The following is an 18,036-nucleotide window of genomic DNA, read 5'->3' on the forward strand; positions in this document are numbered from 1 at the left end:
CAGTCCTGACTCGTTGCTACTCTACTGGCTAACTGCCCGGTAGCATGAAATAATTAGCGCAGACAATTTAGCAGGAGTTAACAATGTTTGCAGGTTTACCTTCACTCAGTCATGAGCAGCAGCAAAAAGCGGTAGAGCGTATTCAGGAGCTGATGTCGCAGGGGATGAGCAGCGGACAAGCCATTGCTCTGGTTGCTGAAGAGTTACGCGCCAGTCATACCGGCGAGCGGATCGTGGCGCGTTTTGAAGATGAAGACGAATAACGCCGCTTAAACTGCAGCGATTATCTTAATCTCAACTTTGTATTTCGGGTTCATCAATCCGGCCTGAACGGTACAACGTACCGGCGCGTGGCCAGCAACGACCCACGCGTCCCAGGCTTTGTTCATGGCGGCAAAATCGTTTTTGTCTGCCAAAAACAGGGTGGCATCAAGAATACGTGACTTGTTACTGCCTTGTTTTTCCAGCACCGCATCAATTTGCGCCAGCGTATTTGCCGTCTGCTCAAAGGCGTCTGCATCCAGATTTTCCGGCACGCCGGTGTAATACAGCGTGTTGTTGTGGATTACCACGTCGGACCAACGCGCTTCGGCATCAATGCGCACAATCGTCATAAATCATTCCTCGTTTACGTTTTTTCATAATAGCTTTGGGTTGCGCCAAGACTGCCATAATGTTGTGCCCACGTCACCTCTTCAACTGGCGAAAGACCCGCTGGCCTGACATAATCCCTGTTCAAATGAACAGGGGGCAGTGTGACGGACGATTTTGCAGCAGACGGTCAGTTGGCTAAAGCGATACCGGGTTTTAAACCGCGAGAACCACAGCGGCAGATGGCCATCGCCGTCAGTCATGCCATCGAAAAATCACAACCGCTGGTGGTAGAAGCCGGAACCGGAACGGGTAAAACCTACGCTTATCTTGCCCCAGCGCTGCGTGCCGGAAAGAAGGTCATTGTCTCCACGGGCTCGAAGGCGTTGCAGGATCAGCTATACAGCCGCGACCTCCCGACCGTCGCGAAAGCACTGAAGTTCACCGGTAAACTGGCGCTGCTGAAAGGGCGTTCAAACTATCTGTGCCTTGAGCGTCTCGAACAGCAGGCGCTGGCGGGTGGCGACTTGCCGGTACAAACGTTAAGCGACGTCATTCTGCTGCGCTCCTGGTCAAATCAAACCCTTGATGGGGACATCAGCACCTGCGTCAGCGTGGCGGAAGACTCTCAGGCCTGGCCGCTGGTGACCAGCACTAATGACAACTGTCTGGGCAGCGACTGCCCGCTGTATAAAGAGTGTTTTGTCGTTAAAGCGCGTAAAAAAGCGATGGATGCGGATGTCGTCGTGGTTAACCATCATCTGTTTCTCGCCGATATGGTGGTAAAAGAGAGCGGGTTTGGCGAACTGATCCCGGAAGCTGATGTGATGATCTTCGATGAAGCGCATCAGTTACCGGATATCGCCAGCCAGTACTTTGGTCAATCGCTCTCCAGTCGCCAGCTGTTAGACCTGGCGAAAGACATCACCATTGCCTATCGCACCGAGCTGAAAGACACTCAGCAGCTGCAAAAGTGCGCCGATCGCCTTGCACAAAGCGCTCAGGACTTCCGCTTGCAGCTTGGTGAGCCGGGCTATCGCGGAAACCTGCGGGAACTGCTGGCCGACCAGCGCGTACAGCGCGCGTTTTTGCTGCTCGATGACACGCTGGAGCTGTGTTATGACGTGGCGAAGCTGTCTCTCGGACGTTCGGCATTGCTGGATGCCGCGTTTGAGCGCGCCACGCTTTATCGTGCGCGTCTGAAGCGCCTGAAAGAGATCAACCAGCCAGGCTTCAGCTACTGGTATGAATGCACCTCCCGCCATTTCACCCTCGCGCTGACGCCGCTTACGGTGGCGGATAAATTCAAAGAAGTGATGGAACAAAAGCCGGGCTGCTGGATTTTTACTTCCGCGACGCTGTCGGTAAACGATGACCTGCATCATTTCACTGCACGACTGGGTATTGAAGATGCCGAGTCGATGCTGCTGCCGAGCCCATTTGATTACACGCGCCAGGCGCTGCTGTGCGTGCCGCGTAATCTCCCGCAAACCAACCAGCCGGGGGCTGCGCGTCAGCTGGCATCCATGCTGCGACCTATTATCGAAGCGAACAACGGTCGCTGTTTTATGCTGTGCACTTCGCACGCGATGATGCGCGATCTGGCGGAACAATTCCGCGCTACTATGACGCTTCCCGTACTGCTGCAGGGCGAAACCAGCAAAGGACAACTGCTACAGCAGTTTGTCAGCGCAGGTAATGCGCTACTGGTTGCCACCAGCAGCTTCTGGGAAGGCGTGGACGTGCGCGGCGATACGCTGTCGCTGGTGATAATCGATAAACTGCCGTTTACCTCGCCGGACGACCCGCTGTTAAAAGCCCGAATGGAGGATTGTCGACTGCGCGGCGGCGATCCGTTCGAAGACGTCCAGTTGCCGGATGCGGTAATCACCCTGAAGCAGGGTGTAGGGCGTCTGATACGTGATGCTGACGATCGCGGCGTGCTGGTGATTTGCGACAATCGTCTGGTTATGCGGCCATACGGCGCCACCTTCCTGGCGAGTCTTCCTCCTGCGCCGCGGACGCGTGACATCGCTCGCGCGGTTCGCTTTCTTGCCATACCAACGACTGAGTAATTTGTTACGGAGTGTGGTAAGATGCGCGCCAAATTTATTGATCTGATCACAAACACCCATGCGAATTCTGGCTATCGATACCGCCACAGAGGCGTGCTCTGTTGCCCTGTGGAATGACGGTACTATCAAGGCTCACTTTGAGCTTTGCCCACGAGAACACACCCAACGAATTTTACCGATGGTTCAGGAAATCCTGGCCGCTGGCGATCTCACGTTAACCGATATCGACGCCCTGGCGTTTGGTCGCGGTCCCGGCAGTTTCACCGGCGTGCGTATCGGTATTGGCATTGCTCAGGGGCTGGCGTTAGGCGCAAACTTACCGATGATCGGCGTCTCCACCCTGGCGACCATGGCGCAGGGCGCCTGGCGTAAGTCGGGCGCGACTCGCGTGCTGGCGGCGATTGACGCGCGAATGGGCGAAGTCTACTGGGCCGAATACCAGCGTGATGACAACGGTAACTGGCACGGTGAAGAAACCGAAGCGGTGTTAACCCCCGAGCAGGTACATGAGCGTTTATTGCAGCTGTCTGGCGAGTGGGTGACGGTCGGGACGGGCTGGCCGGCATGGCCAGAGCTTGGTAAAGACAGCGGGCTGACGCTCAGCGATGGTGACGTGCTGCTTCCAGCGGCTGAAGACATGCTGCCCATCGCCACGCAAATGCTGGCTGCGGGTGAGACCGTAGCAGTCGAACACGCTGAACCGGTTTATTTACGTAACACCGTGGCGTGGAAGAAACTTCCCGGTAAAGAATGAATCTTAGTAGTAGAACCCCGGCTAAGACGTACAGTCGTCAGTGCACAGCATTGTGAACAGGCCGGGGCAGAAGCTAAGAAAAGGGAGTCACAATATGGCGGTGCAAAAGCAGTTATTGAAAGGTGTGTTGGCGGGGGCCTTAGCGTTAATGCTTAGCGGCTGCGTCACCATCCCGGATGCGATTAAAGGTTCGAGCCCGATGCCGCAGCAGGATCTGGTGCGGGTGATGAATGCGCCGCAGCTGTATGTCGGACAGGAAGCGCGTTTCGGCGGCAAAGTGGTGGATATTCAGAACCAGCAGGGAAAATCCCGTCTGGAAATTGCCACCGTTCCGCTCGATAGCGGTGCACGCCCCGTGCTGGGTGAAGCCTCTCGTGGGCGGATATATGCTGATGTAAATGGCTTCCTTGACCCGGTGGACTTTCGCGGGCAACTGGTCACCGTCGTCGGCCCGATAAGCGGTACAGTGGACGGAAAAATCGGTAATACGCCGTATAAATTCATGCTGATGCAGGTAACTGGTTATAAACGCTGGCATATTACTCAGCAGATTGTCATGCCGCCTCAGCCTATCGACCCCTGGTTCTACGGTGCGCGTGGCTGGCCTTACGGTGGCTACGGCGGATGGGGCTGGTACAATCCCGGCCCGGCACAGGTTCAGACCATAGTAACAGAGTAACTCTTTGTTTTAATGGTAAAAGAAACAGCGGCTCGTCCGCTGTTTCTGCATTAACGTGGATATAAGAAAAATAAATAGTGACGTGCTTCGCAACCTTGTCGTTGTGTAATAAACAAACTGGTACGCTGAGTTAATATTATGTTAACAGTTTGTTTATTGCCTGGGGTTGTGATGACGACGAATACGCATTTTAGAGGTGATGTATTGAAAAAGGTTTGGCTTAACCGTTATCCCGCTGGTGTTCCTGCGGAGATCAATCCTGACCGTTATCAATCCCTGGTGGAACTCTTTGAACACTCAGTAAGACGGTATGCCGATCAGCCCGCGTTTGTAAACATGGGGGAGGTGATGACCTTCCGCAAGCTTGAAGAGCGTAGCCGTGCGTTTGCCGCATATTTGCAACAGGGGCTCGGGCTGAAAAAGGGCGATCGCGTCGCGCTGATGATGCCGAATCTGCTGCAATATCCGGTCGCACTGTTTGGGATTTTACGTGCCGGCATGATCGTCGTGAACGTGAACCCGTTGTATACGCCTCGCGAGCTGGAACATCAGCTCAACGACAGCGGCGCGTCGGCGATTGTCATCGTATCTAACTTTGCTCATACGCTGGAAAAGGTGGTCGACAAAACGTCGGTGCAACACGTGATCCTGACGCGTATGGGCGATCAGCTGTCTACCGCCAAAGGAACGCTGGTTAACTTTGTCGTGAAGTACATCAAGCGCCTGGTGCCGAAGTATCACCTGCCGGATGCCATCTCATTTCGCAGTGCGCTGCAAAACGGCTATCGCATGCAGTATGTGAAGCCCGAAGTGGTGTCGGAAGATTTGGCGTTTCTGCAATATACCGGCGGGACAACCGGCGTGGCGAAAGGCGCGATGCTCACGCACCGCAACATGCTGGCTAACCTGGAGCAGGTTAACGCCACCTACGGCCCATTGCTGCATCCGGGCAAAGAACTGGTGGTAACGGCTCTACCGCTGTATCACATTTTTGCGCTGACGATGAACTGCCTGCTGTTTATTGAGCTGGGTGGTCAAAACCTGCTGATTACTAACCCGCGTGATATCCCAGGACTGGTCAAAGAACTGGCGAAGTATCCGTTTACCGCGATGACCGGCGTAAATACGCTGTTTAACGCGCTGCTGAATAACAAAGAGTTTCAGCAACTGGACTTCTCGTCACTGCACCTTTCAGCAGGTGGCGGAATGCCGGTTCAACAGGCGGTAGCTGAACGTTGGGTGAAGCTTACGGGGCAGTATCTGCTGGAAGGCTATGGCCTGACGGAGTGCGCGCCGCTGGTGAGTGTCAACCCTCACGATATTGACTACCACAGCGGAAGTATCGGTTTACCGGTTCCCTCCACTGAGGTCAAGCTGGTGGACGACGACGACAACGAAGTGCCGCCGGGAGAACCGGGTGAGCTGTGTGTGAAAGGTCCACAGGTGATGCTGGGCTACTGGCAGCGACCAGACGCCACTGACGAAATCATCAAAGACGGCTGGTTGCACACCGGCGATATTGCGGTGATGGATGATGAAGGCTTCCTGCGTATTGTCGATCGTAAGAAAGATATGATCCTGGTGTCCGGCTTTAACGTCTACCCTAATGAAATTGAAGACGTGGTTATGCAACACCCTGGCGTGCAGGAAGTGGCTGCTGTTGGGGTTCCGTCCGGCAGCAGCGGTGAAGCGGTGAAAATTTTCGTGGTGAAGAAAGATGCCTCGTTAACCGATGACGCGCTGGTCACTTTCTGTCGTCGTCACCTGACGGGCTATAAAGTACCAAAGCTGGTGGAGTTTCGCGATGAGTTGCCGAAATCTAACGTTGGTAAAATTTTGCGACGAGAATTACGTGACGAAGCGCGTGCCAAAGTGGACAATAAAGGCTGAGCGTTAAGTCAGCCAGTAGAAAACGCCGGGAAATCCGGCGTTTTTTTTGGCGCAAACCTAAGAGAGCACGATTTGAATTATCAAATGATCACCACGGACGACGCGTTGGCCACGCTGTGCGAAGCCGTCCGTGAATTTCCGGCGATAGCCCTGGATACAGAATTTGTTCGCACGCGTACCTATTATCCGCAGTTGGGGCTGATCCAGCTGTTTGATGGCAAACACGTTGCTCTGATTGATCCGCAGGGGATCACCGACTGGTCGCCGCTGCGCGATATTCTGCGTGATACTGCCATCACCAAATTCCTGCATGCAGGTAGCGAAGATCTGGAAGTGTTTCTCAACGCTTTTGGCGAACTGCCGCAGCCGTTGATTGATACACAAATTCTGGCTGCTTTTTGCGGTCGTCCGATGTCGTGGGGGTTTGCCTCGATGGTGGAAGAGTTTACGGGGGTGGCGCTGGACAAAAGCGAATCCCGCACCGACTGGCTGGCCAGACCGCTGACCGAGCGTCAGTGTGAGTACGCGGCGGCTGATGTCTGGTATCTATTACCGATCACCACAAAACTGATGGTTGAAACTGAAGCCAGCGGCTGGCTGCCAGCCGCACTGGACGAATGTCGCTTAATGCAGCAGCGTCGCCAGGAGGTTCTGGCGCCTGAAGACGCATGGCGCGATATCACTAACGCCTGGCAGTTGCGTACTCGTCAGTTGGCCTGCCTGCAACTGCTTGCCGACTGGCGACTGCGTAAAGCGCGTGAGCGCGATCTGGCGGTGAACTTTGTGGTGCGTGAAGAACACCTGTGGGCGGTCGCTCGTTATATGCCAGGGAGTCTGGGTGAACTGGACAGCCTCGGCCTTTCCGGTAGTGAAATTCGCTTCCACGGCAAAACGCTGATTTCTCTGGTAGAAAAAGCGCAGGCTTTACCGGAAGAATCACTGCCACAGCCGCTGCTGAATTTGATGGATATGCCTGGATACCGCAAAGCGTTTAAAGCTATTAAGGCGCTGGTTGCCGAGGTAAGTACTGAGCATAATCTTAGCGTCGAACTGCTGGCTTCACGCCGTCAAATCAACCAGCTACTCAACTGGCACTGGAAATTAAAGCCGCAGCAGACCCTGCCGGAGTTGGTTTCCGGTTGGCGTGGCGAACTGATGTCCGATCGTCTCAACGCGCTGCTGCAGGAATATCCGCAGTAAGTCACCAGGCTCGCCGGGTTGCGCCATTGCTAACCCGGCCTGCGCAACGCTACAAATCAAGCACCAGGCGCTTACCTTTGGCGCGTGAGCAGCAAATAAGCATGCTTTGCTGGCTGGCTTTTTCGTCGTCGCTGAAATACTGATCGCGGTGATCCGCTTCCCCTTCAAGAATCGTCGTTTCACAGGTGCCGCAAACACCTTCCCGGCACAGGCACTCAACGCGCGCGGCTTTGTTATTTTCGATAACCTGCAAAATGGTCATCTCTTCCGGGACCACAAACTCGCGTCCGGAACGCGCCAGAATCAGGGTAAAGGCATCACCGCTTTTATCTTCCAGCGCAAATTGTTCGAAATGTAGCGTATTGCTGTCCAGTCTATGGAGGGAAGCCGCTTCTCTGACGGCATCGTTGAGCACTGCTGGACCGCAGGTGTAAATATGTGTTCCGGGTTCGACATCGGCCAGCAGGCGAGATAAATCAAGGCGGGTCCCTGCGCTTGACAGATGCAGATGAATACGATCGACGCTGGGGTGTTGCAGAAGTTCGTCATAAAACGCGCAGTTGTCCTGACTGGGAGAGCAATAATGCAGTTGCCATTGCGCCTTAGAGTGTTCCAGTTCCGGGATATGCGATAAAAACGGTGTGATGCCGATACCTCCGGCAATCAACAGATGTTGTTGTGCCTGAGGGGCGAGGGCGAACAGATTGTTTGGTGTGGAGATCGTGAGCGTGTCGCCGGGTTTCACGTTTTGATGCAGATATCGTGAGCCGCCTTTGGATGCTTCCTCCAGTCGTACGGCGATTTGCCAGGCGCTCGTATCAAAGGGGGAACTCATCAGCGAGTAAGCATTGCTGTACAGATTCTCGCCATCGCGCATCTGCACGATAATATGGCTGCCACCCTGAAACGCGGGCAACGGCTCGCCTGATGTCGCCGTTAAAGTAAAGCGTTTTACCTGCGCGGTAATCGTCTCAATCCGGCTGACCCGGACTTCTTGCATTTGATAATCAGACATTGCGGCACTCCCTAAAAAATCTGTCCGGCGCTGCTTAACGATACGCCGGAACCTGTCGTTACAGCCTCTGGTTATTCCTGAAACACCTGCGCGACCAGATTATGGAAATGGGCAATGCCATGTTCGGAGATACCGCTGCCGCTGGTGTCGGCCATAATGCGGCCCTGACCGCGATACCCGCGCGATTTCAACCCTTTTTGGACGCTTTCAACCAGACGTAAATCTTCAGGGCGGAAGACGTTGCGATACCATTCGATCAGTTGTTTCTGCTCTTCGGTCAGTTCTTCATTGGTGAAGTAGATGTCATAGTTTTGCAGCGTAGTTTCTGCATCCACTGGAAATTCGTAGATAACGGTCATCATGCCTTTGATTGGCGTAACGTTGAGCATGGTGCACGGCCACAGCCAGAAACCGTGGAAGGCGGCATCAACACCTTCTTCGAACTTAAATGACTGCTCTGACGGTTTGGCGAAACCGTATTGTAGCGTCCAGTTGCCGTGCATAGTATGCCAGTAACGATCAACCTGAACCGAGTCGGAAAAACCAGGGTGAGCCGGGCCGCAGTGGTAGCACTCCAGATAGTTATCGACAATATTCTTCCAGTTGGCTGGAGTTCGGGTCGTAAAGCGCGCCGCCAGCTTCAGGTCATGCACATCAGGGCAGGCTTCGATAACTTTGTCTGCAAGACCTGGGAGTTGTTCTTCTACGCTGCCCGCGTTCGGATCCATGTTGATAAACACGAATCCGGCATATTCTTCCAGCCGTACCGGGGTGAGATGTGCTTTCTCACTGTCGAAGTTGGCAACGTTTTCGCAGTTACGTGCATGCGCCAGGTTACCGTCAAGCTTGAATGCCCAGGCGTGGTAAGGGCAGGTAATCACATTTTTCGCTTTCCCTTCGCCGCTCAACAGCTGATGACCACGATGCGGGCAAACGTTGTAGAACGCGCGCAGCACGTTATCGCGACCACGTACCAGCACGATGTTCTCGCCAATCACTTCCCGGGTTACATAGTCATTGGGTTTCGCCAGTTCGCTACTGTGGGCTACACAAATCCAGCTCTTAGCGAACACTTTCTCCTGCTCGTGCTCGAAGGCCTGATGGTCGGTATAGAACCGGGCAGGGATAGTCCAGGCGTCCTGCGGGTTGGCACAGAAATTTTGCGGCAGAATAAACTCAGGGCTCAGATTGCTCATTGGAATACCTTTAATTTGTGAGTAAGAGGATTTTTTACTGGCGCTTAATTGTCGCCTTTGAGTAATGTCCCGGCCGGTGGTGCGACGGGGACGTCCACTGGCGTTTCGGGGAGATGACCTTCAATTTGATGTGCAGGAACGTGGGCATAGTCCTGCCGTACCCAGCGAAGAAAACCGCCAACCTTCACCAACAGAATGGCGAGGAAGGGAAGTGCGGTCAGAACCACCGTGGTCTTCATGGTTTCCAGGGACGCGCCGGTGAACAAAATTGATAATGGGATCAGGGTGATGACCACGCACCAGAACAGACGTAAGCTACGCTGCGGATCTTCCCCTTCCTGCAGGTTACGCGTGCTGGTGGCCGCCATGGTGTAGGCGACGGCATCCATATGCGAGGCGAGAAAAATAATCATGATCGCCAGATACGCCACCAGGAACAGTTTCCCGGCAGGCAACGACATCAACACTTGCTGTACGGCTGTTTCGCCGCCTAACGTGGCCATAACCTGCGGTACGTCGATCACACCGTTCACAAATTGGTGAATGGAGTAGCTTTCCATCACGCCAAAGAAGAACCAGCAGCCAACGGTACTACCCAGGATTAACGCCCAGATAACCTCTTTGATTTTGCGACCACGGGATACGCGAGTGACAAACATTGCCACGCCAGGGGTGTAGGAGATCCACCACAGCCAATAGAACACCGTCCAGTTGCGGGTGAACTCACCGTTGCCGAGCGGGTCGGTGAACAGACTCATCTGCAAAAAGTTTTGTGTCGTCAGACCGATGGCGTTAATGATGTTGTTGGTGATGAACTCGGTCGGGCCGACAATCAGCACCAGCAGCGGCAGTAAAAACGCCCCCAAGCCGACCATTTTGCTCAGACGTTGCAAGCCGTTGTTGATGCCAATCCAGGAGCTCAGACAGAAAATGCCGCCAGAGAACAGGATAACAAACGCCTGTACGGTGAAGTTATCCGGTAAACCTGTGAGAGCAGATAAACCACGGGTAAAGGTGGCGGCGGTGACAACCAGAGAGATGGTTAACGCGCCAACTGTGGCGATCAGGAACATCAAATCAACCAGCCGGCCCCAGACGCCCTGCGGATGCACGCCGGTGATAGCGGCGATTATTCCGGACAGGCTCAGCCCTTTGTTTTTCCGCACATGAAAGTGGTAGGCCATGGTTAATGAAGCCAGCGTATAGGTCGCCCAGGCGCTGATTCCCCAATGGAAAAAAGAGTAGGGTAAGCTGTATTCCAGCGCTTTTTGCGAGTGCGGAGCGATATTCAGACCTGGGGTCTGGTAATAATAGGCCCACTCAGCAACGCCCCAATAGAGCGTGGAGGAACCTAGTCCGGCACAAATAAACATAAACAGCCAGGACAGCGTGCTGTATTCCGCTTTTCCTTCTCCCAGACGAATGTTGCCGTATTTGCTGGTGGCCAGCCAGACGACCAGACCCATCGCCATCAGAACGAGGATCTGCACGGCGGAACCCAGCATCCGGGTAACGCCGTTAAAAAGGGTATTTGCGACTTGTGCAGACTGCTGAGGGAAGAGACTAAGTGTGGCGGCGATGAAAAGAATAGCCACCAGACTGATGGCTATCAGCGGCATGTCTTTTTTCTTAACGTTGCTCAACATGGGATCTCCTGGGCACAGTTGCCCGCGTATGGCATTAGCCTGTCGTTGTTATCATGCTGTAGGGAATCAGTGATCTTGTATTTAACAATTTTATTATTTGTTCTTTACATGAATTAAACAATTGCTCGATGCGTGAAGCAATAAAACACAGAACGGAAATAATAAAAGGTGAATTGGCGCAGGTTATTGGTGCCATAAAAAGCATAAAAAAGCCGCGTCAGTGACGCGGCTCATATTCCGTGGTTTGACCTCTAACGCAATGCCCGAGAGATGGCCTCGCCAACCTGTTGGGTGGTGGCATTGCCTTTCATATCCGGTGTTTTCGGGCCGCTGGCAATAACCTGCTCAATTGCCGCCAGAATACCGTCGTGGGCGGCTTTATAGTTAGCATCACCGTTGCCAAGGAAGTCGAGCATCATGGCGCCAGCCCAGATAGTCGCTATAGGGTTGGCGAGGTTCTTGCCGTAGATATCGGGGGCCGAACCGTGTACTGGCTCGAACAGAGACGGGAAGGTGCGTTCCGGGTTTAAGTTGGCTGAAGGCGCAATGCCAATCGTTCCGGTACAGGCTGGACCGAGATCGGAGAGGATGTCGCCAAACAGGTTGGAGGCAACCACCACGTCAAAACGCTCCGGCTGCATCACAAAGCGGGCGCAGAGTATATCAATATGCTGTTTATCCCAACGGATCTCGGGATAGTGAGCCGCCATTGCTTCTACACGCTCGTCCCAGTACGGCATGCTGATGGCCAGGCCGTTGGATTTGGTCGCCGAGGTCAGGGTTTTGCGCGGGCGGTTTTGCGCCAGCTCGAAAGCGTAACGCAAAATTCGATCCACACCGCGACGGGTGAAGACCGACTCCTGGATAACCACTTCGTGTTCTGTACCTTCGCTTACGCGTCCGCCGAGTGAAGAGTATTCTCCCTCGGTGTTCTCGCGCACCACATAGAAATCGATGTCGCCAGGCTGCTTACCTGCCAGTGGGCAAGGTACGCCCGGAAACAGGCGTACCGGGCGCAGGTTGACATACTGGTCGAATTCGCGGCGAAACTTAAGCAGTGAACCCCATAATGAGATGTGGTCCGGTACGGTTTCCGGCCAGCCAACGGCACCAAAATAGATAGCATCGAAGGATTGTAACTGCTTATGCCAGTCATCCGGCATCATCTTTCCGTGATGGGCGTAGTACTCGCAGCTGGCCCATTCCATTTGCTCAAAGCTGAGTGACAACCCCCAACGCTCGGCGGCTGCCTGCAACACCTGAATGCCTTCAGGCAGGACTTCTTTACCAATGCCATCTCCGGGGATAGCGGCAATACGACAGGTTTTCTTCATAGCAGCTCTCACTTGTACGCCATCAAAATTGACTTTCCCCGTATCCTATAATTGACTGATTAATAGTTAATCCCCCTAACTGGTGAAACATAAAACACAGATCATGAATAATCTGCCGCTGCTAAATGATTTACGCGTCTTTATGCTGGTTGCCCGTCGTGCGGGATTTGCCGCCGTTGCCGAAGAGCTGGGCGTATCTCCGGCTTTTATCAGTAAGCGCGTTGCCCTGTTGGAGCAAACGCTGAACGTGGTGCTGTTGCACCGAACAACGCGGCGCGTAACCATCACGGAAGAGGGGGAGCGGATCTACGAATGGGCACAGCGGATCCTGCAGGATGTCGATCAGATGATGGACGAGCTGTCCGATGCCAGGCAGATCCCGCAGGGGATGCTACGAATTATCAGTAGCTTTGGTTTTGGCCGCCGGGTGGTCGCTCCGGCGCTGTCTGCGCTGGCAAAAGAGTACCCGCAGTTAGAACTGAGGTTCGATGTTGAAGACCGTCTGGTAGATATGGTCAATGAGGGCGTCGATCTCGATATTCGTATCGGGGATGATATCGCGCCGAACCTGATTGCCCGCAAGCTGGCGACTAACTATCGTATTCTGTGCGCCTCGCCGGAATTTGTGGCGCGGCATGGAGTGCCGAAACAACTGAACGATCTTTCTACTTTCCCCTGCCTGGTTATTAAAGAACGTGACCATCCGTTTGGTATCTGGCAAATGCGTAATAAAGAGGGCGCACACTCAATAAAGGTTACGGGGCCGCTGTCGTCTAACCATGGCGAAGTGGTACATCAATGGTGTCTGGATGGGCAGGGAATTGCTTTGCGTTCGTGGTGGGACGTTTGCGACAACATTGCCAGCGGACATCTGGTGCATATATTGCCTGAGTATTATCAACCCGCCAATATATGGGCGGTTTATGTCTCCCGGCTGGCGACGTCGGCAAAAATCCGTATTACGGTTGAGTATTTACGCCGCTATTTTGCCGAAAACTACCCAAAGTTTACTTTGGAATAAATGCTCGATAGGTTAGTCAGAGACAGAAAATAAAAAAGGCAGAATAATCTGCCTTTTTCGTAACCATGATTTAGCGACAAAAGAGCTTATTTAGACTCTTCCGCTTCAGGTAATGTCACGTTAAGTTCGAGGATCGAAATATCGCCGTCTTTTTGTTCAAGTTGTACTGTGACCATTTCGGGATCAATTTGTACATACTTACAGATAACGTCGAGAATATCCTTACGCAGCTGCGGTAAATAATGTGGCTCGGCGTCACTACGACGACGTTCCGCAACAATAATCTGCAGTCGCTCTTTAGCGATGTTCGCTGTGCTCTTTTTCCGCGAGAGAAAAAAATCCAGTAATGCCATAACTTATCCTCCGAACAGGCGTTTGAGGAAACCTTTCTTCTCTTCTTCAATGAAGCGGAAAGGACGTTCTTCTCCCAACAGACGGTCTACGGTATCAGCATAGGCTTTACCGGCATCAGCATTGATGTCGAGAATAACCGGCTCACCCTGGTTAGACGCGCGCAGGACTGACTGATCTTCAGGAATCACGCCAACCAGCTTGATTCGCAGAATTTCCAGTACGTCTTCCATGCTCAGCATGTCACCTTTATTTACGCGGCCAGGGTTGTAGCGCGTCAGCAACAAATGCTCTTTAATTGGATCTTCACCGTTTTCCGCGCGACGAGATTTCGACGCCAGAATACCCAGAATACGGTCAGAGTCACGTACAGAGGAGACTTCCGGGTTGGTGGTAATAATCGCTTCATCGGCAAAATACAGGGCCATCAGCGCACCAGTTTCAATACCCGCCGGAGAGTCGCAGACGATGAAGTCGAATTCCATCGTTTTCAGATCGTCCAGAACTTTCGCGACGCCTTCACGCGTCAGCGCGTCTTTATCGCGAGTTTGTGAGGCCGGAAGAATAAATAGATTTTCGGTACGCTTATCTTTGATTAGCGCCTGATTTAACGACGCATCGCCCTGAATAACGTTGACGAAGTCGTAAACGACGCGGCGTTCACAACCCATAATCAGATCAAGATTACGCAGGCCGATATCAAAATCAATAACGACAGTTTTCTTTCCCTTCTGGGCCAAACCTGTAGCGATGGCCGCGCTGGAGGTGGTTTTGCCAACGCCCCCTTTACCCGAAGTAACAACAATAATGCGTGCCATAGAAATTCCTTGTTAAAAAGGGATCAATTCAACGGTTGAACTGTCAAAGCGTTCTCTGCTAATTGCAGACGTGCCGCTTTGCCATAAAATTCTGCTGGGATTTTATCACTCAGCCAATAAACACCTGCGATAGACACCAGTTCTGCCGTCAGATGGGTACAAAAAATTTGCGCTTCCCGGTCACCGCTTGCGCCTGCCAACGCACGGCCTCTCATCATTCCATAAACATGAATATTGCCATCAGCGATAAGCTCTGCGCCTGCACTGACGTGGCTTGTAACAATCAGATCACATTGTGGTGCATAAATGCGCTGACCGGAACGAACCGGCACATTTATTAATCGTGTTTTTGTGATGGGAGTAACGTTTTGTGGCGGAGCGACGGGAGCCGGGGCCTCAACGGGCGCAGGACGAATAGCTTTTTCTTTACCTTCAGTCAGTAAAGGAAGACCCATTTCGTCGATTTCAGCCTTGAGTCTGGCGTCTTTGCATCCGCTAACGCCGATAATGCGCAATCCGGTAGACGCGACAACCTTCTGCAGCGCTGACCAGTTTACCGGGCTTTCAAGACCACTCACGTTAACCACTACGGGAGCATGTTTTAAAAAAGCAGGTGCCTGCGCGATTTTGTCTTCCAACGCCTGACGAATAACCTCGGGTTCTGCTTCATGTAAATGAACCACTGATAAGGTGAAGCTACTGCCTTTAAGCTCGATTGGCGTGTTTGACATCCTGGCCTTACTCAATTTGCTATTTATCATCCCCAGCGCGGGGTGATATTCCGAAGACTATAAGGCATGTTATAGTCAGTATTATATTGAGGCAAGCCACCATTCCGTGAATTCAGAGTAAAAGATATGTTTTGTGTGATCTACCGAAGCAGTAAACGTGACCAGACCTATTTATATGTCGAAAAAAAAGACGATTTCTCGCGAGTTCCTGAAGAACTGATGAAAGGATTTGGTCAGCCGACGCTGGCAATGATGTTGCCGCTTGATGGCCGTAAAAAGCTGGTTAATGCCGATCTGGAAAAAGTAAAACAGGCACTCACCGAGCAGGGCTATTATTTACAAATACCACCGCCGCCAGAAGATTTACTTAAACAGCATCTGGCCGCGACGAAACAAAATACACCAGACGATAAACGTTAAACTGCATCCGGCAGCAGCACGCCCCATCGATGCAGTACCTGAAATTGATAACTACGTTAGGGGAAAGTAATGTATCAACATCATAACTGGCATGGTGCTCTGCTGGATTATCCGGTGAGTAAGGTGGTTTGCGTAGGGAGTAACTATGCCAACCATATTAAAGAGATGGGTGGAACGCCTCCGGAAGAACCGGTGCTGTTTATTAAACCGGAAACCGCGCTGTGCGATTTACGCCAGCCGCTGGTGATCCCATCTGATATGGGTTCGGTTCACCATGAAGTTGAGCTGGCTGTTTTGATTGGCGCGACCCTACGTCAGGCGACGGAAGAACATGTGCGCAAAGCCATTGCGGGCTATGGCGTCGCGTTGGATCTGACCCTGCGTGATATTCAGGGCAAAATGAAGAAGGCGGGGCAACCGTGGGAAAAAGCGAAGGGCTTTGATAACTCTTGCCCGCTGTCAGGGTTTATTCCGGTGGCGGAATTTAATGGTGATCCTCAGGATACGATGCTCGGGTTAACGGTTAACGGTGAGCAGCGCCAGCACGGCACCACGGCGGATATGATCCATCAAATCGTGCCTTTGATTGCCTATATGAGTCGTTTCTTTACCCTCAAAGCGGGCGATGTTGTGTTGACGGGGACGCCAGCAGGAGTTGGGCCGTTAAACAGCGGTGATGAACTGGCTATCAGTTTTCATGGTCAAACGCTGACGACACGCGTGCTGTAATCTCTTCTTGCCGCCTTTTCGGGCGGCAAAACTTGCATCAGCGTGCCAGACTGGTTATAAGGTGCAGCTTTATTGCAATAGCGGATACCCTGATGAGCGACATACCTTTCTGGCAAAGTAAAACCCTGGATGAAATGACCGATGCCGAGTGGGAGTCATTATGTGACGGGTGTGGTCAATGCTGCCTGCATAAGCTGATGGATGAAGACACCGACGAAATCTATTTTACTAACGTCGCGTGTAAGCAGCTCAATATCAAAACCTGTCAGTGCCGTAATTACGAACGCCGATTCGAGTACGAGCCTGACTGTATCAAACTGACGCGCGATAATCTGCCCACCTTTGAATGGCTGCCGATGACCTGTGCGTATCGTCTGCTAGCGGAAGGTAAAGGGCTGCCGGAGTGGCATCCACTGCTGACGGGATCAAAAGCGGCGATGCACGGTGAACGTATTTCAGTACGTCATATTGCAGTGAAAGAATCGGAAGTGCGTGACTGGCAGGATCATATTTTGAACAAACCTTCATGGGCGGACTAAGCCGCCCATCGATTAGCAGGCGTTAAGGCTTAAGACTTTTTCGCCTGATACATCTCATCGCCATGGTTGTCATCTTCAATCCAGAAATTGATGTTGAATTGGGCGTCGTCGCTTAATTCAACGCGATGCCAGTACTGCGGCGGACTGGTCGCAAACTGACCGGCATTAATCACCACTTTTACTTCAGGCTCTTTTGCGTCTTCATTGGCAAAGCCGTAATACGTTACCGTACCTTCCATCACACAAAGCTGGCCAAAAACGCCTGCTGCAGTGTTATGGTGAGAAAGAAGTGCTGCCGGGACGTTGTCTTTCGTGAAGAAGGGAGTAGAGCGTTTAACTTTCCAGTTTGCCGGGATGCGTAAATGGGACATAAGACATCTCCTTGGTGTGGCATCTATAAGATGTATTTAATATACATCTTATAGATGCCAGCAGGCAATGAATTTAAGGCAAAAAAAACGCTCCCGAAGGAGCGTCTCTGTTAGCGACCGAAGAGGTCACGTTTTTTCGGTTTGAACGGCTGTGCTATCACTACCAGCACGGCGACCACCAGGTAGGCGGCGAAGATCCCCAACAGCCACTGCGGCATTTCCAGGGTTAAAAAAGACCACTGGCGCTCAGCACAGTCACCGGACGCTAAAAACACCTGCGGCAGCCATTTGTCCAGTGGCAGCCAGCTTGGGAAGCGTGCGGCAAAATCACAGGTCATAAACGGGGATGGGTGCAGCTGAATCATGGTGTGCTCATACGCTAACTGAAGTCCGCGCCAGGCACTGTAAATCCAGATTATCATCGCCACATAGCGCAGTGGTGTTTTTGGTGCGATAGCACCCACCAGCCCTGCACCCATCACGCCAAATAATGCGCTACGTTCGTAAATACACAACACGCAAGGTTTTAGCAGCATGACGTGCTGGAACCACAGCGCGACGAGCTCCAGCGCAAAGGCGGTTAACGCCAACAATAACCATGCTCCACGACCTCGGGAGCACTGGTTTAAAAATCGCAACATAATCATTTCCCTGCAACATGCGTAGAGACCGCAGT

General features: G+C 52.6%; 20 protein-coding genes. 10 read left to right on the forward strand and 10 right to left on the reverse strand.

The window, feature by feature from the left end:
* Positions 1 to 83: 83 nt before the first annotated feature.
* The gene (locus OGY67_RS03655) at positions 84 to 263 is read left to right on the forward strand and encodes a YoaH family protein (protein WP_003020986.1); all 180 of its coding nucleotides are present in this window, start codon (positions 84 to 86) and stop codon (positions 261 to 263) included.
* A gap of 6 nt (positions 264 to 269) precedes the next feature.
* Here OGY67_RS03655 and OGY67_RS03660 read toward each other — a convergent pair whose 3' ends face one another.
* Positions 270 to 614 carry a RidA family protein gene (locus OGY67_RS03660; protein ID WP_003020984.1) on the reverse strand — a complete coding sequence of 115 codons (345 nt, stop codon included), beginning with the start codon at positions 612 to 614 and terminating at the stop codon, positions 270 to 272.
* Positions 615 to 755: 141 nt separating this feature from the next.
* Between OGY67_RS03660 and yoaA the strand changes: the two genes are divergently transcribed.
* The 5 genes from yoaA (at position 756) to rnd (ending at position 7,189) form a co-directional block, all read left to right on the forward strand.
* Entirely contained in the window at positions 756 to 2,666 is a 1,911-nt protein-coding gene (gene yoaA, locus OGY67_RS03665) for a DNA repair helicase YoaA (RefSeq protein ID WP_003020980.1), read from the forward strand.
* Between the two features lie 58 nt (positions 2,667 to 2,724).
* Positions 2,725 to 3,420, forward strand: coding sequence for a tRNA (adenosine(37)-N6)-threonylcarbamoyltransferase complex dimerization subunit type 1 TsaB (tsaB, locus tag OGY67_RS03670; RefSeq protein ID WP_100272289.1), 696 nt, complete (start codon positions 2,725 to 2,727; stop codon positions 3,418 to 3,420).
* Between the two features lie 94 nt (positions 3,421 to 3,514).
* Positions 3,515 to 4,099: a Slp family lipoprotein gene (locus OGY67_RS03675; RefSeq protein WP_003020975.1), complete on the forward strand. Its 585-nt coding sequence runs from the start codon at positions 3,515 to 3,517 to the stop codon at positions 4,097 to 4,099.
* Between the two features lie 204 nt (positions 4,100 to 4,303).
* Positions 4,304 to 5,989 carry a long-chain-fatty-acid--CoA ligase FadD gene (fadD, locus tag OGY67_RS03680; protein ID WP_125362605.1) on the forward strand — a complete coding sequence of 562 codons (1,686 nt, stop codon included), beginning with the start codon at positions 4,304 to 4,306 and terminating at the stop codon, positions 5,987 to 5,989.
* Positions 5,990 to 6,073: 84 nt separating this feature from the next.
* Positions 6,074 to 7,189 carry a ribonuclease D gene (gene rnd / locus OGY67_RS03685; protein WP_234692177.1) on the forward strand — a complete coding sequence of 372 codons (1,116 nt, stop codon included), beginning with the start codon at positions 6,074 to 6,076 and terminating at the stop codon, positions 7,187 to 7,189.
* Between the two features lie 49 nt (positions 7,190 to 7,238).
* Here rnd and OGY67_RS03690 read toward each other — a convergent pair whose 3' ends face one another.
* The 4 genes from OGY67_RS03690 to OGY67_RS03705 all read right to left on the reverse strand — a co-directional run bounded on the left by OGY67_RS03690 (position 7,239) and on the right by OGY67_RS03705 (position 12,380).
* Positions 7,239 to 8,204 carry a PDR/VanB family oxidoreductase gene (locus OGY67_RS03690; RefSeq protein WP_032943752.1) on the reverse strand — a complete coding sequence of 322 codons (966 nt, stop codon included), beginning with the start codon at positions 8,202 to 8,204 and terminating at the stop codon, positions 7,239 to 7,241.
* Between the two features lie 71 nt (positions 8,205 to 8,275).
* Positions 8,276 to 9,400: a carnitine monooxygenase, oxygenase subunit YeaW gene (yeaW, locus tag OGY67_RS03695; RefSeq protein WP_003833746.1), complete on the reverse strand. Its 1,125-nt coding sequence runs from the start codon at positions 9,398 to 9,400 to the stop codon at positions 8,276 to 8,278.
* A 44-nt stretch (positions 9,401 to 9,444) separates the two neighbouring features.
* Positions 9,445 to 11,046: a BCCT family transporter gene (locus tag OGY67_RS03700; protein ID WP_234692019.1), complete on the reverse strand. Its 1,602-nt coding sequence runs from the start codon at positions 11,044 to 11,046 to the stop codon at positions 9,445 to 9,447.
* A 251-nt stretch (positions 11,047 to 11,297) separates the two neighbouring features.
* Positions 11,298 to 12,380, reverse strand: coding sequence for a tartrate dehydrogenase (locus tag OGY67_RS03705; RefSeq protein WP_234692018.1), 1,083 nt, complete (start codon positions 12,378 to 12,380; stop codon positions 11,298 to 11,300).
* Between the two features lie 103 nt (positions 12,381 to 12,483).
* Between OGY67_RS03705 and OGY67_RS03710 the strand changes: the two genes are divergently transcribed.
* On the forward strand, positions 12,484 to 13,401 hold the full coding sequence (locus tag OGY67_RS03710; RefSeq protein ID WP_020996618.1) for a LysR family transcriptional regulator: 918 nt from the start codon (positions 12,484 to 12,486) through the stop codon (positions 13,399 to 13,401).
* Between the two features lie 86 nt (positions 13,402 to 13,487).
* Here the strand turns inward: OGY67_RS03710 and minE are convergent, their stop codons facing one another.
* Genes minE through minC form a run of 3 tightly spaced genes read right to left on the reverse strand, consistent with a single transcriptional unit; the run spans position 13,488 to position 15,301 of the window.
* Complete coding sequence (minE, locus tag OGY67_RS03715) at positions 13,488 to 13,754, reverse strand: cell division topological specificity factor MinE (RefSeq protein WP_003833739.1); 267 nt, start codon at positions 13,752 to 13,754, stop codon at positions 13,488 to 13,490.
* 3 nt (positions 13,755 to 13,757) lie between these two features.
* Positions 13,758 to 14,570 carry a septum site-determining protein MinD gene (minD, locus tag OGY67_RS03720; RefSeq protein WP_003020956.1) on the reverse strand — a complete coding sequence of 271 codons (813 nt, stop codon included), beginning with the start codon at positions 14,568 to 14,570 and terminating at the stop codon, positions 13,758 to 13,760.
* 23 nt (positions 14,571 to 14,593) lie between these two features.
* Positions 14,594 to 15,301, reverse strand: a complete 708-nt coding sequence (gene minC, locus OGY67_RS03725; RefSeq protein ID WP_003833736.1) for a septum site-determining protein MinC — start codon at positions 15,299 to 15,301, stop codon at positions 14,594 to 14,596.
* A 126-nt stretch (positions 15,302 to 15,427) separates the two neighbouring features.
* Here minC and OGY67_RS03730 point away from each other — a divergent pair, with 126 nt between their 5' ends.
* The 3 genes from OGY67_RS03730 to ycgN all read left to right on the forward strand — a co-directional run bounded on the left by OGY67_RS03730 (position 15,428) and on the right by ycgN (position 16,989).
* Positions 15,428 to 15,721 carry a YcgL domain-containing protein gene (locus OGY67_RS03730; protein ID WP_003833735.1) on the forward strand — a complete coding sequence of 98 codons (294 nt, stop codon included), beginning with the start codon at positions 15,428 to 15,430 and terminating at the stop codon, positions 15,719 to 15,721.
* Between the two features lie 69 nt (positions 15,722 to 15,790).
* Positions 15,791 to 16,450, forward strand: coding sequence for a fumarylacetoacetate hydrolase family protein (locus OGY67_RS03735; RefSeq protein ID WP_003833734.1), 660 nt, complete (start codon positions 15,791 to 15,793; stop codon positions 16,448 to 16,450).
* 92 nt (positions 16,451 to 16,542) lie between these two features.
* Entirely contained in the window at positions 16,543 to 16,989 is a 447-nt protein-coding gene (ycgN, locus tag OGY67_RS03740; protein ID WP_003020944.1) for a cysteine cluster protein YcgN, read from the forward strand.
* Positions 16,990 to 17,018: 29 nt separating this feature from the next.
* On the opposite strand, the gene OGY67_RS03745 is transcribed toward ycgN, so the two are convergent.
* Both OGY67_RS03745 and dsbB read right to left on the reverse strand, forming a co-directional pair.
* Positions 17,019 to 17,360: a TehB family protein gene (locus OGY67_RS03745; protein ID WP_286573482.1), complete on the reverse strand. Its 342-nt coding sequence runs from the start codon at positions 17,358 to 17,360 to the stop codon at positions 17,019 to 17,021.
* 110 nt (positions 17,361 to 17,470) lie between these two features.
* Positions 17,471 to 18,001, reverse strand: coding sequence for a disulfide bond formation protein DsbB (gene dsbB, locus OGY67_RS03750; protein ID WP_003844060.1), 531 nt, complete (start codon positions 17,999 to 18,001; stop codon positions 17,471 to 17,473).
* Positions 18,002 to 18,036: the final 35 nt, after the last annotated feature.

This window comes from Citrobacter sp. Cpo015 (assembly GCF_030333035.1).
GTDB lineage: Bacteria > Pseudomonadota > Gammaproteobacteria > Enterobacterales > Enterobacteriaceae > Citrobacter > Citrobacter portucalensis.

Bases quoted from the DNA above. Each gene is read 5' to 3' on its own strand.
- tsaB (WP_100272289.1), top strand. From the start codon at position 2,725: ATGCGAATTCTGGCTATCGATACCGCCACAGAGGCGTGCTCTGTTGCC.
- OGY67_RS03690 (WP_032943752.1), bottom strand. From the start codon at position 8,204: ATGTCTGATTATCAAATGCAAGAAGTCCGGGTCAGCCGGATTGAGACG.
- OGY67_RS03710 (WP_020996618.1), top strand. From the start codon at position 12,484: ATGAATAATCTGCCGCTGCTAAATGATTTACGCGTCTTTATGCTGGTT.
- OGY67_RS03700 (WP_234692019.1), bottom strand. From the start codon at position 11,046: ATGTTGAGCAACGTTAAGAAAAAAGACATGCCGCTGATAGCCATCAGT.
- minD (WP_003020956.1), bottom strand. From the start codon at position 14,570: ATGGCACGCATTATTGTTGTTACTTCGGGTAAAGGGGGCGTTGGCAAA.
- yeaW (WP_003833746.1), bottom strand. From the start codon at position 9,400: ATGAGCAATCTGAGCCCTGAGTTTATTCTGCCGCAAAATTTCTGTGCC.
- minE (WP_003833739.1), bottom strand. From the start codon at position 13,754: ATGGCATTACTGGATTTTTTTCTCTCGCGGAAAAAGAGCACAGCGAAC.
- rnd (WP_234692177.1), top strand. From the start codon at position 6,074: ATGATCACCACGGACGACGCGTTGGCCACGCTGTGCGAAGCCGTCCGT.
- dsbB (WP_003844060.1), bottom strand. From the start codon at position 18,001: ATGTTGCGATTTTTAAACCAGTGCTCCCGAGGTCGTGGAGCATGGTTA.
- ycgN (WP_003020944.1), top strand. From the start codon at position 16,543: ATGAGCGACATACCTTTCTGGCAAAGTAAAACCCTGGATGAAATGACC.
- OGY67_RS03735 (WP_003833734.1), top strand. From the start codon at position 15,791: ATGTATCAACATCATAACTGGCATGGTGCTCTGCTGGATTATCCGGTG.
- OGY67_RS03655 (WP_003020986.1), top strand. From the start codon at position 84: ATGTTTGCAGGTTTACCTTCACTCAGTCATGAGCAGCAGCAAAAAGCG.
- minC (WP_003833736.1), bottom strand. From the start codon at position 15,301: ATGTCAAACACGCCAATCGAGCTTAAAGGCAGTAGCTTCACCTTATCA.
- OGY67_RS03675 (WP_003020975.1), top strand. From the start codon at position 3,515: ATGGCGGTGCAAAAGCAGTTATTGAAAGGTGTGTTGGCGGGGGCCTTA.
- OGY67_RS03705 (WP_234692018.1), bottom strand. From the start codon at position 12,380: ATGAAGAAAACCTGTCGTATTGCCGCTATCCCCGGAGATGGCATTGGT.
- OGY67_RS03730 (WP_003833735.1), top strand. From the start codon at position 15,428: ATGTTTTGTGTGATCTACCGAAGCAGTAAACGTGACCAGACCTATTTA.
- OGY67_RS03660 (WP_003020984.1), bottom strand. From the start codon at position 614: ATGACGATTGTGCGCATTGATGCCGAAGCGCGTTGGTCCGACGTGGTA.
- OGY67_RS03745 (WP_286573482.1), bottom strand. From the start codon at position 17,360: ATGTCCCATTTACGCATCCCGGCAAACTGGAAAGTTAAACGCTCTACT.